19 protein-coding genes are annotated in these 13,645 nt (G+C 55.5%); 8 read left to right on the plus strand and 11 right to left on the minus strand.

The window, feature by feature from the left end:
- Positions 1–35 precede the first annotated feature (35 nt).
- Both AC1RL5_RS00145 and AC1RL5_RS00150 read left to right on the plus strand, forming a co-directional pair.
- The gene (locus AC1RL5_RS00145) at positions 36–506 is read left to right on the plus strand and encodes a hypothetical protein (RefSeq protein WP_492589104.1); all 471 of its coding nucleotides are present in this window, start codon (positions 36–38) and stop codon (positions 504–506) included.
- A gap of 49 nt (positions 507–555) precedes the next feature.
- A complete protein-coding gene (locus AC1RL5_RS00150) occupies positions 556–1,137 on the plus strand; it encodes an AbiU2 domain-containing protein (protein ID WP_492589103.1) in 582 nt (193 codons plus the stop codon).
- A 118-nt stretch (positions 1,138–1,255) separates the two neighbouring features.
- On the opposite strand, the gene yejK is transcribed toward AC1RL5_RS00150, so the two are convergent.
- Positions 1,256–2,263, minus strand: coding sequence for a nucleoid-associated protein YejK (gene yejK, locus AC1RL5_RS00155; protein WP_492589101.1), 1,008 nt, complete (start codon positions 2,261–2,263; stop codon positions 1,256–1,258).
- Between the two features lie 97 nt (positions 2,264–2,360).
- On the opposite strand from yejK, the gene AC1RL5_RS00160 reads away from it, so the two are divergent.
- Positions 2,361–3,080, plus strand: a complete 720-nt coding sequence (locus tag AC1RL5_RS00160; RefSeq protein ID WP_492589099.1) for a hypothetical protein — start codon at positions 2,361–2,363, stop codon at positions 3,078–3,080.
- Positions 3,081–3,158: 78 nt separating this feature from the next.
- On the opposite strand, the gene AC1RL5_RS00165 is transcribed toward AC1RL5_RS00160, so the two are convergent.
- From AC1RL5_RS00165 to AC1RL5_RS00195, 7 genes are all read right to left on the minus strand, one after another.
- Positions 3,159–4,781, minus strand: a complete 1,623-nt coding sequence (locus AC1RL5_RS00165) for a YqaJ viral recombinase family protein (protein ID WP_492589098.1) — start codon at positions 4,779–4,781, stop codon at positions 3,159–3,161.
- Positions 4,778–5,665 carry a RecT family recombinase gene (locus AC1RL5_RS00170; protein WP_492589096.1) on the minus strand — a complete coding sequence of 296 codons (888 nt, stop codon included), beginning with the start codon at positions 5,663–5,665 and terminating at the stop codon, positions 4,778–4,780. The genes AC1RL5_RS00165 and AC1RL5_RS00170 overlap by 4 nt, the downstream gene beginning before the upstream one ends.
- A 138-nt stretch (positions 5,666–5,803) precedes the next feature.
- The gene (locus AC1RL5_RS00175) at positions 5,804–5,977 is read right to left on the minus strand and encodes a hypothetical protein (protein ID WP_492589094.1); all 174 of its coding nucleotides are present in this window, start codon (positions 5,975–5,977) and stop codon (positions 5,804–5,806) included.
- Positions 5,974–6,174, minus strand: coding sequence for a hypothetical protein (locus AC1RL5_RS00180; RefSeq protein ID WP_041118604.1), 201 nt, complete (start codon positions 6,172–6,174; stop codon positions 5,974–5,976). The genes AC1RL5_RS00175 and AC1RL5_RS00180 overlap by 4 nt, the downstream gene beginning before the upstream one ends.
- The gene (locus AC1RL5_RS00185; RefSeq protein WP_258717706.1) at positions 6,171–6,362 is read right to left on the minus strand and encodes a hypothetical protein; all 192 of its coding nucleotides are present in this window, start codon (positions 6,360–6,362) and stop codon (positions 6,171–6,173) included. The genes AC1RL5_RS00180 and AC1RL5_RS00185 overlap by 4 nt, the downstream gene beginning before the upstream one ends.
- Complete coding sequence (locus tag AC1RL5_RS00190) at positions 6,359–6,790, minus strand: hypothetical protein (protein ID WP_492589093.1); 432 nt, start codon at positions 6,788–6,790, stop codon at positions 6,359–6,361. The genes AC1RL5_RS00185 and AC1RL5_RS00190 overlap by 4 nt, the downstream gene beginning before the upstream one ends.
- 790 nt (positions 6,791–7,580) lie before the next feature.
- Positions 7,581–7,784, minus strand: coding sequence for a hypothetical protein (locus AC1RL5_RS00195; RefSeq protein ID WP_492589091.1), 204 nt, complete (start codon positions 7,782–7,784; stop codon positions 7,581–7,583).
- A gap of 107 nt (positions 7,785–7,891) precedes the next feature.
- On the opposite strand from AC1RL5_RS00195, the gene AC1RL5_RS00200 reads away from it, so the two are divergent.
- Positions 7,892–8,287 (plus strand): hypothetical protein, encoded by a 396-nt coding sequence (locus AC1RL5_RS00200; RefSeq protein WP_492589090.1) that lies wholly within the window; start codon positions 7,892–7,894, stop codon positions 8,285–8,287.
- 73 nt (positions 8,288–8,360) lie between these two features.
- Here AC1RL5_RS00200 and AC1RL5_RS00205 read toward each other — a convergent pair whose 3' ends face one another.
- The gene (locus AC1RL5_RS00205; RefSeq protein ID WP_492589089.1) at positions 8,361–9,212 is read right to left on the minus strand and encodes a ParB/RepB/Spo0J family partition protein; all 852 of its coding nucleotides are present in this window, start codon (positions 9,210–9,212) and stop codon (positions 8,361–8,363) included.
- A 579-nt stretch (positions 9,213–9,791) separates the two neighbouring features.
- On the opposite strand from AC1RL5_RS00205, the gene AC1RL5_RS00210 reads away from it, so the two are divergent.
- Positions 9,792–10,154: a hypothetical protein gene (locus tag AC1RL5_RS00210; protein WP_492589088.1), complete on the plus strand. Its 363-nt coding sequence runs from the start codon at positions 9,792–9,794 to the stop codon at positions 10,152–10,154.
- Between the two features lie 88 nt (positions 10,155–10,242).
- On the opposite strand, the gene AC1RL5_RS00215 is transcribed toward AC1RL5_RS00210, so the two are convergent.
- Positions 10,243–10,896, minus strand: a complete 654-nt coding sequence (locus AC1RL5_RS00215) for a hypothetical protein (RefSeq protein WP_492589087.1) — start codon at positions 10,894–10,896, stop codon at positions 10,243–10,245.
- Between the two features lie 124 nt (positions 10,897–11,020).
- Positions 11,021–11,761, minus strand: coding sequence for a LexA family transcriptional regulator (locus AC1RL5_RS00220; protein WP_492589127.1), 741 nt, complete (start codon positions 11,759–11,761; stop codon positions 11,021–11,023).
- 83 nt (positions 11,762–11,844) lie between these two features.
- On the opposite strand from AC1RL5_RS00220, the gene AC1RL5_RS00225 reads away from it, so the two are divergent.
- The 3 genes from AC1RL5_RS00225 (at position 11,845) to AC1RL5_RS00235 (ending at position 13,645) form a co-directional block, all read left to right on the plus strand.
- Entirely contained in the window at positions 11,845–12,084 is a 240-nt protein-coding gene (locus AC1RL5_RS00225; protein WP_492589086.1) for a helix-turn-helix domain-containing protein, read from the plus strand.
- Between the two features lie 119 nt (positions 12,085–12,203).
- A complete protein-coding gene (locus AC1RL5_RS00230) occupies positions 12,204–12,821 on the plus strand; it encodes a DUF8585 domain-containing protein (RefSeq protein ID WP_492589085.1) in 618 nt (205 codons plus the stop codon).
- Between the two features lie 65 nt (positions 12,822–12,886).
- Positions 12,887–13,645: a phage antirepressor KilAC domain-containing protein gene (locus tag AC1RL5_RS00235; RefSeq protein ID WP_492589084.1), complete on the plus strand. Its 759-nt coding sequence runs from the start codon at positions 12,887–12,889 to the stop codon at positions 13,643–13,645.

Raw genomic sequence — 13,645 nt, forward strand, 5'->3', positions numbered from 1 at the left:
GGTATATTCGGAGCGATTCGAAATGGAGATGTCAGATGGATCGAAATGAACTGCTTAAAGAGGTGGAAACCTTCAGGTCCGCACTTCACGAATTGGTGAAAAGCGGTTTCTTTTTCCAGATATCGATTAGCAAGAGTTTTCCAGCGGGATGCTGTGATGACTCATCTGCATTGTTGGCAACATACCTAACGGAAAAGGGGTTTCCAGGTGCTCTTAGAATCTCTGGGGCATGTGGTGGCCACGGTGGTGAGCTTGGCTCTCACGTCTGGCTAAAACTTGGACAGCTACAGATAGATATCACTGGCAGCCAATTTGAGGAGTACAACCAGCCTGAGATACTAATTGCTGAGCAGGATGCCTTTCTCAGTACATTTGAAATGACGGATGAGCCAGAGATAGCAGACTACCGCGTGAAGTTTTCTGGCGATTCGCGGTTCAGGGGCTACTTCTCTGAAGCATACAAAGCACTCGCATCTCACTTGCCGCCATCTGGCGCTGTCCAGTGATATGGGGTATTACGAGTGACCAGAATGGAGCCGAATCAAGGAGAGGAAATTGTTTGACTTAGAAACAGCATTCGCCGAGTTGTCGCGATACAAATCCTATATCTCCGATATACAGCGAGAGGTTCAGTTGTATGAGCAGCTTTACTGCTCTGAGTCGTCGCGTGCCGTGTTAAACAAAAACCTCCAAACGCCATTTAAAATAATCCAAACGTCAATGTTTATTAGTGTATTGACACGGGTAACGGCGATTTTTGACTCCAAAGCGCTGGGGAGTTTTTCCAACCTGTCCCTTGATTTTTTAGAGCACAAATACAGAGGGTTTTCCAGTAAAGATCTACTTGATGAGTTTAAAGAGCTAAAGGAACGTTTTGATGCGTTGAACATAAAATCGTTCAGAAATAAGCTGATTGCTCACATTGATTTAGATACTGTGCTTGGTGGTGCGTCGGTTTCTCATAATATAAAAGATGGCGATATTATGAGGTTGCTTCAGGATGTGCATAAGTTCTGTATTCATCTTTGCGAGGGGTTGCCCGGAGGTATGGAAAAAGTAATACGAATAGAGCCATGGACGTTGAAAAAAGGAGATGACGGATACGAGCTTCTACGAAGATTGGAAGTCAGAAAGTAAAGCTTGTCATTGCTCGATGCCCGCCTTAGCGAAAACTTCAAGCTGTCGCGACCACTTTCAGGTATCTCTAAATCAGGTCACGACATGGTAGCGAAACGGGTCGACCTGCCGTCAGTGATCAGCCTGCAGCCTGCTTGAGCTGCTCGGTGAGCTGGGTTGGCAGGCCGCGCAACGTGAGGGTGCCGCCTGACTGGTCGAACTCAACCTTGGAGCCAAGCAGGTGGGCTTCGAAACTGATGGACAGGCCCTCGGCGCGGCCGGTGAAGCGCCGGAACTGGTTGATGGTGCGCTTGTCTGCGGGGATCTCCGGCGACAGCCCGTAGTCCTTGTTGCGGATGTGATCGTAGAACGCCTTGGGGCGATCCTCGTCGATCAGCCCGGACAGCTCCTCAAGGCTGACCGGCTCGCCAAGTTTGGACTGGGCCATGGAGTAGCTGACCAGGGCCTGGGTCTTCTCCCGGGCCGAGTCCTCCGGCAGATCCTCGCTTTCCACGAAGTCGCTGAAGGCCTTGAGCAGAGTGCGGGTCTCGCCCGGGGCGTCGAGGCCTTCCTGGCAGCCGATGAAGTCGCGGAAGTAGTCGTTCGCCTTGCGGCCGCTCTTGCCCTTTATGAACGAGATGTACTGGCGCGATTTCGGATTGCCTTTCCATTCGCTCAGGTTGATGCGGGCGGCCAGGTGGATATGGTCCAGATCCAGGCGCAGTACAGGAGCAAGGGCGAGGTCGTCGGTCACGGTCACCGCTCCAGTTTCCTGCAGCAGGGCGATCACCAGGTACTGGGTAAGGCCTTGCTGGTAGTGGCAGAAGAGGGCGTACCCACCTACGGAGAGGTTAGACTCCTCCATGAGCTTGGTCAGGTGCTCGACCGCCGAATTGCTGAACTCGATGAAGTCTTTCCCGCCGGCCAGGTACTTGGTCAGCCAGCCGCTGAAGGGGTATGCGCCGGATTCAGGGTGGAACAGGCCCCAGGCCTTACCCTGTTTGGCGTTGTAGCTCTCGTTGAGCTGGCGCATCAGCTCGTCGCGAATCTCGCTTTCCGCCAGCTCGGTGCCGGCGTAGTGGAGCACTGCGGGGCTGCCGTCCGGCTTCTTGTCGATCTTGTGGATGATGCTGTGAAGTACTGGCATTGCGATTACCTCGGACAGGCGCCGCCCTCCGCGACCGGTGGTGGCAATTTGGCTTGGGTTGGTGTTTGATAAGCCGATCTTTAACAAGGATGTCCAGATGAAAAAAAATGCGTTGATAGCAGTTAATATTAAAGAAGTTCCTAGTGGCTGGACCTCGGTTGATTTTGTAGATAAAAGCACGGGAAAGTTTCATCGGATTTATAAGTACAAGAATAAGCCATGTAAAAGTATTTATCTCAATTCACGTTTAAGTGACCATATGGCGGGATATGCGTTGATTGAAAAGGACATACGAAGCTCGTTGGTCTGGCTCCGCAAGATCAAGGATCTTGTCGGTGACTACGATGATAAAAAAGACGGTGCATTTAGTGTTAACAGGGACCGAGAGAAATTCAACCTTGTGAAAGGCTTGTTCGTTGCGTCCTTAACGTTCTACGGAAAATGTTTTTCCAAGTGCGACGGGCGATCAGTGAAGCTAGAGCGTAACCAACTGGAAGAGAAGTATCGAGATATTCATGATGTGGCGATTTCTTATCGACATAACTTTGCGGCGCACAGCGGTGCGAAGCGCTTAGAGTATGCGAGGATTGCGTTAGTCGTTCCGTTGAAGGTCAAGTATGGAAGGGAGATACCTATAAATCTTTACACCGAAATTAATCAGCCAGATTTGGCATGGCACAGTAAAGATGAGGAGCTGTGGTTTATAGAGCTTCTTGAGCACGTTCAGTCAATGGTCAAAGAAAAGATTAAAAAGCTTAGTGATAAAATCCTCAACGATGAGGTGCTGCCGAAAGGCCCCGATCATTTCTTTAGATAAAGTTTGGTTGTCCGCTTAGAAGGTCTCACATAATCTTAAGTTGGGATTGTCTTTTACGTTGCTGGGTTCGGAAGCGCCTCACGCTGCTACCTTGACCAGCCTCACTCCGGCCATGCTGAACTTGTCGCCCTGGGCGGCGACCATAGCGTCGAGCTTCTCCCAGTCCACGGTCAGTACCGAAATAGGGGCATGGCCACCTGCAACGGCATGGATCAACGCTTCCAGATCGAATACTTCAGGCTGCAGGTTCATTGGCGCTGCGGTGGTGGTTGCTGGCTTCGTGACAGACTGAACTGGCGCTGCGGTTTTCACCGGTATCGGGTTGGCGGCTGGAGTAGGCTCAACCAGCGATTTTGCTTTCACTTCGTCCGCGATTTTCTTCAGCTCCTGTTGGCGGATCTGCTCGCGCTGCGCTTCGGCTTTCTCTTCCTCGGCCTTCTGGTGTTCAGAAATTCGAACCTTGATCAGCGCGACCAAGTCGTCGTTCGCCTTCGTCACCAACTGGTGCACGTCGTTGAACAGGAAGGTGTGGTCGACCGCCAGCTCGGCCAGGCTGCTCAGATTCAGACGAATGCCGTCGGCAGCCTGACTTGCAGCAATCTTCGCCCGGGCCAGCTCGGTATCCACGGCGTCCTGCAGGCTGGCGATAGTGCGCTTGTTTTTCATGGTGCCGGCGAAGTCAGCTGCTACTGCTGGTAGGGGCACCTGACCCAGCGTCTTGTTGATCGCCGCTACGTGATCCGTCAGTGCCTGCTCGGCCTTTTGCTTGATGTTGGACTTCACCAGCAGCTCTTGAGCCTTCACCAGCTTGTCGACCTTCAGGCGCGTCTCGCGAGCGTGTGCGCTGATCCGATCAAGGGACGAAAACAGCTCGTCGATGCTTTGGGTCTGCGACAGAGCCTGCTTCTTGGCGGCTGCGACAGCCTCTTCGACGTCACTGCACCACTTGACCGCCTTCTTGGCGTCGGCGAAGTCCTGGTCAGTGGAGAGTGTGGTTTTCACCGAGTCGATGACCGCCAGGGCCGACTCTTCAAACACCTTCAGGTTACTGGCGGTAACCATACCGGTCAGTTCGATGCGCAGCGCTGGCAGCTCATCAGGCGCCTTGCCGACAACGATTGAAGGAGCGTCGGCCATTTCGAAGTTGGCCAGGTCGGTCTCAAACTGCTTCCAGCCTTCGATCAGCTGTGCCGCACGGCCGGTGACTGGCTGATACTCGAGATGCACGAATTTCTCGGCGGTGCCGTCGGAGCAAACGAAAATCACGCGCTCGGCGCCGCTCACCAGTAGCTGCTGCTCAAGCTGCCAGAAGTAGTGTGGCTCCAATTCCCCGGCCCGGACTTGGGCAGCCAGTGACTCGTTCCACAACTTGTGTTCGAACAGGGTTTCGCCAAGCATTGTGGCGCCATCCATGGAGGCCAGCAGGTTGCCGTCGGTGCCGACCACTGGATACAGCTCTTCGCCGATCATACTTTCAACCAGCGGGCGGGCCATTGCTTCGGTCGCATGGCCTTTGTCGAAGATGTGCTGCTGGGCCTGAGTGACTTCCGGCGTGATGCCAGTCTTCTTCAGGGTCAGTAGTTCGGTGCGGGTTTGATACTTCGAGGCCCCCATCATTGCTGGGGCCTCGGAGGCGGTGAAGTGCTGGGCGCGGAGCGCGTGCCACTCAGCGGAGCCCTGAGCTACGTTGTGAATTTTCATGCTTGTTCTCCTTCGATCGGGGCGAGTCCCTGAATGATTTCAATCTGCTCTTCGCTCAGCGTGTACTTGCTGGCAATGGTCGCGATGACTTTTTCGGGTGTGGACCTGCCCGCATCTATGGCGGCGCGCCATTTCGGTAGGTTTTCTGTGAGCTTTTCGTCTGGGTAGTCGGAGAGATCGCCAGGGGCCGACGCTGCCCCAGGTGAAACATCGCGAACAACAGGAGTGGTTTCCTCCAGCTCGTCAGGGCTGTACACGCCAAGGATCACGTCGGGGCAGTAGAGGCGCGACCAGCGCTTGGTTGCGAGGTAAGCCAGTTGCTGGCGAGGATCGTCTGCCCAGAGTGTGCTGTTGCGGGTGCGAGCCTGAGCCAGCAACAGCTCGAGAACCCGCGGCTCATCTTCGCCGCGGAAGGTTGCCCAAACCTTCACGCCCAGGCCTTTTTCGTCCTCCAACTTCCATCCAGGGACGCGGTATTCACCCTTGTCGCCGTTCTTGATGGTGAACTGGCCGATCACCTTCTCCCAGGCGCCAAACCACTCGTAGTGAAGGCGATCCAGAACCGGTGCGCAGGTTGTGATCACCGCATTCACCAGCTGCGCTTCGTAGCCCAGCACGCCGTTGACCAGGTGCGTCTTCTGCGCCACGGCGAATGGATTCATTTTCCACTGCATCGATTGCATGACGACCGCCAGGCAGTCAGCCGGATTTCCGTAGAAGTGCTTTGGCAGCGTGGCGCGGCCGGTGGCCATGACGTCGGCCAGGCGCATCATCTTGTCCAGGCTGTCGCCATCCAGAACCAGGGCGCTGGTACTGGTCGCAGCGTGAGGCAGGACGTGAAGGTTTCGTTCGTGCGCCACCGGCGCCACGCTTTGTGCGGACATGGGAATTCCTTGCCGCGCAAAGCGCAGCGACTGAAGGTGTGAATTACTGGATGACTTGATCGGCGAGAGCGCTGATCAGCATTGCGGCGGTGCAGAGGGCAAGGGCAGGGAAGGAGCTACGCCAGTAGAGAATGGCGATCACGACTCCTCTAGCGACAGCAGTCGCTCGCCTAAGGTGATCTTGGCGTTGACCTGCTCCTTCTTGATACCGGTTGCCTGGGCCACCTCGGAAAGGGATAGGCCCTCGCGTCGGAGTTTCGCGCAGCGGATCGCCAACTGCTGGCCGCGCTTGTGTGCGCCTGCGCCGCTCATTGCCGCTGCTCCAGCTGGGCTACGCGATAGCGCAGAACCTGTAGCACCCGACCGCGGTAACCTGGCTCCGCATACTGCTCAACCGGCGGTCCGAAAAAGCCCCGGCGCTCGGCCAGGCTGTAGGCATCACGCAGGTTGTGAGCGGTGATGTCTTCCAGTTGCTCCTCGATGAGCGACTTGACTGGGGAAGTGGTCATTCTGCCTCCTTGCGCCGGTGACAGGCTTCCATCAGGCGCTTGCAGTAGTGGGTGAATTCGTCGGTGGTGATTGCACCGTCAGTGAACAGGCGGGTGATCAGGCCCTGCACTAGGACGTCGATATCGGACTGGCTGCTGGGATCGGCAACGCCTTCGAGGGCTTGGTCGATGAGGATGTGAGGGCTCAAAACCCGCACTCCCGCTCTAGGCGCGCCTGCTCCTGTTCAAAGGCCACCGCGGTCTCGGCGTGCGGCTTCAGTAGCTCGAGCGCGATGTCCTTCAAGGCTGATTTCTTACCAAGCAGGTACACCGCCAGATCCATCAGTAGCCCTGAGCTGCGAAAGCCCATGGCGCCGATCACCAGTTGGCCGAAGGCGTCTTGTTCATCCTCACCGTCGATCTGGCGTTGGTTCAAATGGTCCTGAACCGCCCTTGCAAAGTCGGCCTGGGTGACCTCGCCGAGCTCTGAAGGTTGGTAGCCCCAGGAGATCCGGTAACCCATCAGCAGGCGCTCGGCATTTGCCTCAAGCCATTCCGATTCGGCCAGGTCGTCATCGCTCACCGGTGGCGGCATGCGGTTGTCGTATTCGAGCTGTGCCTTGCGTAGTGCTGACATGATTGCCTCCAGAGTGGCGGGTGCTGGTCCAACAAAACTCGGATGCACTCATCCGCTCCGCTGGTTGCCGATGGGCGCGGAGGGGAGTGCATTCGTACTTGTGTTTGAAGAAGGATGTAACGCAGCTAAATTTGATGCAGATGCTTGACGCAAGGGAGAGCCAAATGAGCTGGGATGGGAGTCGATACACCGCCACCTGCAGCAACTGTGGCCGCGAAGGCATTGAAATCAGCCGCTCGGATGATTGGGGCAACAGTGAAACCAAATGGGAGGGTTTCAAAACTGTTCCTGCAAGCGACTACGAGTATTACCGAGGGAGATCCGAGGCTCTCGTTCCCGAGTGTGAGTGCGGAAGTGGAAGTATCCTCAGGGGCAAAGTCGTATAGAAATGACGCAGGTTGAAGCTGTAAGCCTTAGTTTCGGGCCATTCACGTCAGCCTTACGCTGCCTGTTTTTACAGGGGCAGGCTCCCTGTTTCGTCGCTTTCCACAGTCGAGGGAAAACCATATGCTTCGACTTCCACAGTCGAAACAAGGAATGTTCTTATGGCGGAGTACACGGTGCGAGTTGAGCTGCTCAAGGCAGGCTGGGAGGACTACGATGACCTACATGAGGGCATGGAGGCTCTCGGCTTGAAAAAGACAGTTACGTTTCCTGATGGGAGCGTTAGAAAGTTGCCCATTGGCACTTATTTCGGCTCAAGCAACCTCGAAATAACAAACCTTCGAGAGAGGATCAGAAATCTCGCTACCCCGCTTTCGTCACCTGGTGGTCCATGGATTTTCGTTTCTCAGTCTGAAAACTGGTCAGCTTGGCTATCACCGGCCTGAAAATTTCCACTGCCGCCGCCACTGGCCTGCCCCTTTGGCGGGTTCAGGGCGTGTAGCTTAAGCACGCCCACCGCCACCTTGAAGGCAGCATCGAAGGTGATGCTGTCGTCATCCGCAATCTTTTGGACGATTTCGTCAATCTGTTTTGCTTGGGTTTCGTTCATTTGATACTTCCGTTATTTGTCCTGTGAACCCGGTTGCTTAGGTGTAGAAGTAAAAAATAGCTCCTACAATTCGGTGTTTCAGGCGCCGGTTGAGGAGAAAAGCGTTGGTGAGTTTCAAGGAAATGACCAGCAAAGTGATGGCATCAATTAACCGAGCCATCAACTTCCCGGTAGTGCTTGTGATGAAGGCGCTGTCGGCTATCGGTATCACAAGAGCGATCACCAGGGCTGCTACGAAGGACATACGTAAAGACCGCTTGATGCGTGCATCCATGATTCTGGTTTCCTTGGAGCTAGGCTTTATGTCCGTCGCGTTGATTCTGGTTTCGCTAGGGCTTAATCGGGTCAATACTGTGATGGAGGCTACCGCTATCGTTCTGAGGCTGTTGGTCATTGCTTTGACTGCGGGCTCCATCCTGTTTTTCAGGTACAACAAAGTCGTCCGCAAGCACCGCGAGAGCAATATAAAGCGCTGTATTGCCCGGTCCCGCAAGGCTGGGTGAATCCTTCCGGGCAGTTAGCGTCAGGCTGACGTGGCGCTGGTTGTTTAGAAGAACACGGGATGCAATTGAATTGCTAGGTAGCTTCACTCACCGCACTCTGTAGCTTGAGGAGCAGTTCTATAGGAAGGCTGATCTCTGGCACTGAACTATCCAGGCAACCATCAGGCAATGCCTTGAAGATTTCCTGTGCTGCTGCACGTACCGCTTCGAGCCGCTGACGGGAGGTTGTAGGTCCGCGCATCGATCCCGCGGTTACCTTTGACTTGCCGGTGGCCTTAGCCTTTTGCAGTTCACCACCGAGTACCTTGCCTGCTTCCTCGCCGTGCTGGCGCACAACTTGAACTGCTGTAGTCGCGGATACCTGACCTGAGGCGACAAGCTGTTGAACGTCTGTGTTGGCATTGCCGAGCGTCATCACCTGCTCGACGTGCTGGCGGGTCTTGCCGACCTTCTTGGCGATCTGATCGGGAGTCCAGCCAAATGCGGTGAGTCGCTTGTAGCCGTCTGCCAGCTCAAGAGGAGAGAGCTTCTTTCCTTCCTGACTGGTGATGACCCTGGCTACCCGTTCGGCGTCGGTGCCCTCGAAGGGCACGATCGAGATCCAGGCCTCCAGGCGTTCTGGGTCTTCCTTGCTCGGCGCTCTTGGAAGGCGCCCCGCCTGATCCAGTTTCAAGTAGGCGCGGCGACGGCGGTGGCCGTCGACAACCCACATCCCACCTTCAGCGCGAGGTCGTACTTCAAGCGCGGGAATCTGGCCGCCGGCAAAGATGAATTCCGCCAGTGCGCTGATACTTTCCTCCAGCTCTTCACCTTCGGCCCGAAGGTTGAAGCCGGGTTCTTCGTGTAGATCTTCCAGGCGAGCCTTCATCGCGTCAGCGCGCTTCAGGTCCCCGTCTTTGATCATTTGCTTGAAAGACTTGGCCATGCAATTTATTTCCAAGTGGTTGTCATCCCAAGCAGCCCTCGCAAGAAGGCTGCTCAGTGATGCTGTCCGCCGTGACCCGCTACTGACGTCGGTCACCGGCTCGTATCTCGTTGGTGCGCATCCGATACCACCTGGCCCTTGTCCAGTTCGCACTCATCTGTCAGGTCACTTACCGCGCCGCCGGTAATCGGTGGGCGTAGCTCATTTCCTCCCAATTACCGCCGGGGAAGGCGGGGCGCATTGCATGCCGGGTCGTTCGCACGGTTCGAGCGTTTCGCTCTCGATCAGCCGTACAGGTTGTTCCTGTCGTTGGCGGGCTATCTGACCCGTCTGATCGCCGGTCGTCGGTAGAGGCAATGCGGTCTGTTGGTGTTTCTGTGTTGCGCTGACTGTTAAAGAGCGGCGGGTCTCTTGAGGCCCTTCGCAGTGGCTGTGTGTCGCTGCGACGGGATAAATATGTACCAATGGTTCATATTGAGTCAAGTACCAAAAGTACATATTTTATCGGGGTACACAATTCACCGATTAGCATCCGGCGCGAGGCGCTAAACTGCCGATCTAAAGAAGGAGGCCCTTTCCGTGAGAAAAATGATTTTTTCAGTTGCGATCGCCCTGATTGGCGCAAGCTGCGCTGCCAGCTATGGCGCAGAAGTAGCGAAGGCGCCGTATGACGCAGATGAGGTCGCCTACGACGCCGAGCAGATCTGGCTATCGGGGTGCTCTGATTTCAAAAGAGGGATGAACGAAGGCGACTTTATAAAGTGGCTTCGCCTTGAGGGGAAAGTGAAGGAAATGCCGCAGCTCAGGAGGATGGCTGTGGTGAAACTGTACATGGATGGATGGGATACTGCCCGAGCTATGAAAGGAGTGATCACTTGCGGCGACTTCGCACAGCGACGCGCGAATGACTATGTTTCCGGTATCGATATCAAACAGCCGTAAAGCAAAATGGAAAAGACCGCTCAGTGGCGGGCTACGGATCAGATCGGGGAGGCCAGATACGAGAAGCCCGGCGCTGGGCCGGACTTTTTCATGTGCTCTTGGTGGATATGTAGGGGCCTACATCCCAGTCAATAATGTTTGCAGTCACCCTCTTACGCCATGGCAGATCAACAAGATATTTCACCGCCTCCTCGGCCGGATAGATCGATCGAATCACCTCATTGGATGCCATCTCATTTAGAAACTGAAGCTCTTTTGGCTCTTGGGATTCGATTTTCTTGATTGCGATTTCAACGTGACGCAGAGAGTCAACCGTGCTCTTAGATTCTCCGGCCTCCAGAAGAGAAAGCTCGATGGCTTGGTAAGCCTTTTTGAAATCGTTGTGTTCCCAAGCTTTTCGACCCGTACCAATTACAAGGTCTAGAGCCGAAAAAACCGTCACAACAAGAGAGGCAGAAATAGAAACCCATGCTGGTGCTTGGGCAACTATGGATGTGAGCGCGGCGGATCCGAAAAGGACCCCAATAAAAGATGTCGTGGAGTTGAGCTTTGAAAAAAAAGAAGACCTGAAGGCGTGATATTTCACACACCTTCTCACGTAAAACGAAAGGCTGTAGTGCTTTTCCGCTACATCATGGCTTGTCATTGGTCGGCCTTGGGGGCGCCGGACGATTTTGAGAAATAATATTAGGGGGCATCCCATCCTCAGCATAGCCCCTTTTACTGCGCGGCTGGTCGCCATTAGAGCTTCTAGAGGGTCCAGAGCCGTTGTGACCTTTTGCGGGTGGTCCAGGCTTTTTGCGGTCTGACAATTCCCTTCTCCTTGATTTTTATGATGCCTTTATTGGCTTATCCATGCTGAAGTTTCAAAGCATCCCGCCACGCCAGACGACGCGACCGATGATACGAACTTCGTTTATCTCACCATCACGCAGGATCTCGTCGCCATAACGCGCCTTGTCCTGGTTGTCACTTCGAATAATCCAGCCGTCAATATCCGACTTCACCAAGCGCTTTACGATCGTGCCCTTGGTAGCGCTTTGCAAAGCGAAGATCTGGCCGTCTTTCGGTTCGATCTTCGACTCGTCCACCAACAGCACATCGCCGTCATTGATGGTCGGCTCCATGCTGTGGCCGGTTGCATATATGACATCGAGGTGTCGCTGGTTGAGATGGTTGGCGCGCAACCAAGAGGACTTGAACGCCATCACGCCGCGAATCTCGACATGGGTGTTGTCTTCGCCGGTGCCGGCCGACCCCTGGGCAGTAAGCTGCAGGACACCTGTGTAACTTGGGTCGTCCTTCAGCTCAAATCCTCTCGGAGGGATTCGAGAGTCTTCGGCCGGATGGGGAGTGGAGCCTTCGACCATTTCGCCACGACCGTACTCCAGCCACTCGACGCGTACGCCAAGAGCAGTGGCCACGGCGAGCATCTTGGCGCCGCCAGGCATGGACTCGCCGTTCATCCACTTGCTGGTGGCTTTTGGTGTGACGCCGGCCATTTTCGCTAGGCGAGCGCCTGCACCCCATTCGGGGATGTCTTTTTCTGCCAAAGCCTTCTTGAGGCGGGCAACGAACGCAGCGCGCAAATCTTCTATTTGAACCATGGGTACATGGTTGCATGCGCTTGCATGTACTTTCAGTTCCGACATAATATGTACCGAAAGTTCATAATCAGCTCGGAGGTCATATGCGGCCGCTCAAGAAATCGATCGATGACGCAGGTGGCGTTCCGTCTGTGGCTCTGGCCTGCGGCAAGACTCCGCGCGCTATCTACAAGTGGCTGGAGGCCGGCGCCTTACCGCGCACCGAGTACACCGGCGAAACCGATTACGCCAAAAAAATTGCCGATCTGGCTGCCAAGAAGGGCAAGCCTTTCGACCCAGCCTGGCTGCTCGCCGAGGCCCACCCAAAGAAATCCGCTGCATAACCAATTTCAAGCGCCAGGAGCATCACAGCATGCACATGGCCCTAACCAGTGGAAGAACGCTCCTTAGCTGAACACCTCCATCCGACTTACTGAAGCCAGATTAGAAGAGAGCAGTCCCCATGGAAACGTCCAGTCCAAGACACGCAGCGCAAACCCGCGACCAGGTTCTGGTGGCGCACGCTGCAAATCAGATCGCCCGTACCAGCCTGAGCCAGGACGATTTCGCCCAGGCGTTGAGTCGGGAAATTTGCCTGCGAGTTCCCGCCGAGAAGATCGTTCAGGCAAAGGTCCCGGACTTCAATGAATTGGCACGCCTGAACGATGTGGGCGAATTCGTGAAGGCGACAGGCCGCTGGTTGAAGCGCGTACAGCGCTGGCTCTCGGGTGATCAGGAAATGCCGTCTTGGTTGGAAGAGTCATGGGTGAACGCTCTGGAGCCGGAGTTTCGCGACAACTGCATCAACGAATTGGCAGGCCGTCATGGCTTGACCGGCGCCCGCCAGATGCAGAGCGACCAATGCGCCAATAAAAGCTTCGGTGCGCTGATCCGAGCGCTGGGCGACGTGATCGATACCGGCAGCGAAGTTTTTGACGATCAGGTGATGTGCGAAGAGGACCTGCCGCACCTGCCAGCGTTCGCCGAACAATGCCGTCAGGTCGAGGCGCGAGCGGGGGAGCTTGGCCGGAAAGCTGAAGCGTTGATCGCAAAACACCGACCGAATTTGAAGCTTGCCTGAATCCCGGGCACAAAAAAGCCGGGATTGCGCCCCGGCTGATTCATTAACACCTGATGAGGCCGATTATGCAGAGCCAACCCAATTCCAGCAATACCCCTACCAATATCGCGCCACGTTTCCTGAATTCGCAAAACGTGGCGCGGAGTATTTCGAGTCTCGAGCTCCGCGACCTGGTGAATGCCGCCCGCACTCAGGCCGGCGAGACGAAGGTCCGCAACGATCAGTTCATCATCCGGGTTCAAGACGAGCTCGGCGATGAGTTGGGGGAGTGCAAATTTATTGCACACCCCCAAAGCGGCGTGGAGATGGCTTGTTATGACCTGACCTTGGATCAAGGCATGCTCGTCGGGATGCGTGAGTCCAAGGCGGTCCGACGTACCGTCCTGCAGAAGCTCAAAGAGCTGGAAGAGCCTCGCGTCATTGCGACCCTGCCGGACTTTACCAACCCTGCTGCAGCCGCTCGCGCCTGGGCCGAACAGTTCGAGCTTCGGCAGCAGGCCAGCCTGGCTCTGATCGATGCGGCACCGAAGATCGCGTTCGTCGATCGTTATGTCGACGCCACCGGCCTCAAAGGCTTCCGTCAGGTGGCCAAGCTGCTCAAGGCCAATGAATCGCGATTCCGTGAGTTCTTGCTCGATAAAAAGATCATGTACCGCATGGGCGGGGAGTGGCAGGCCTACCAGCCTCACATCGACGCTGGTCGCTTTGAGGTCAGGACCGGCACCGGGGACAACGGGCGCGCCTTCAATCAGTCCAAATTCACCCCCAAGGGCGTTAATTGGGTCGCTGGGCTGTGGGCGCAGTACAAGCTGGCCGAGGCCTGA

It is taken from the genome of Pseudomonas sp. GW822-FHT06D10, assembly GCF_058799535.1.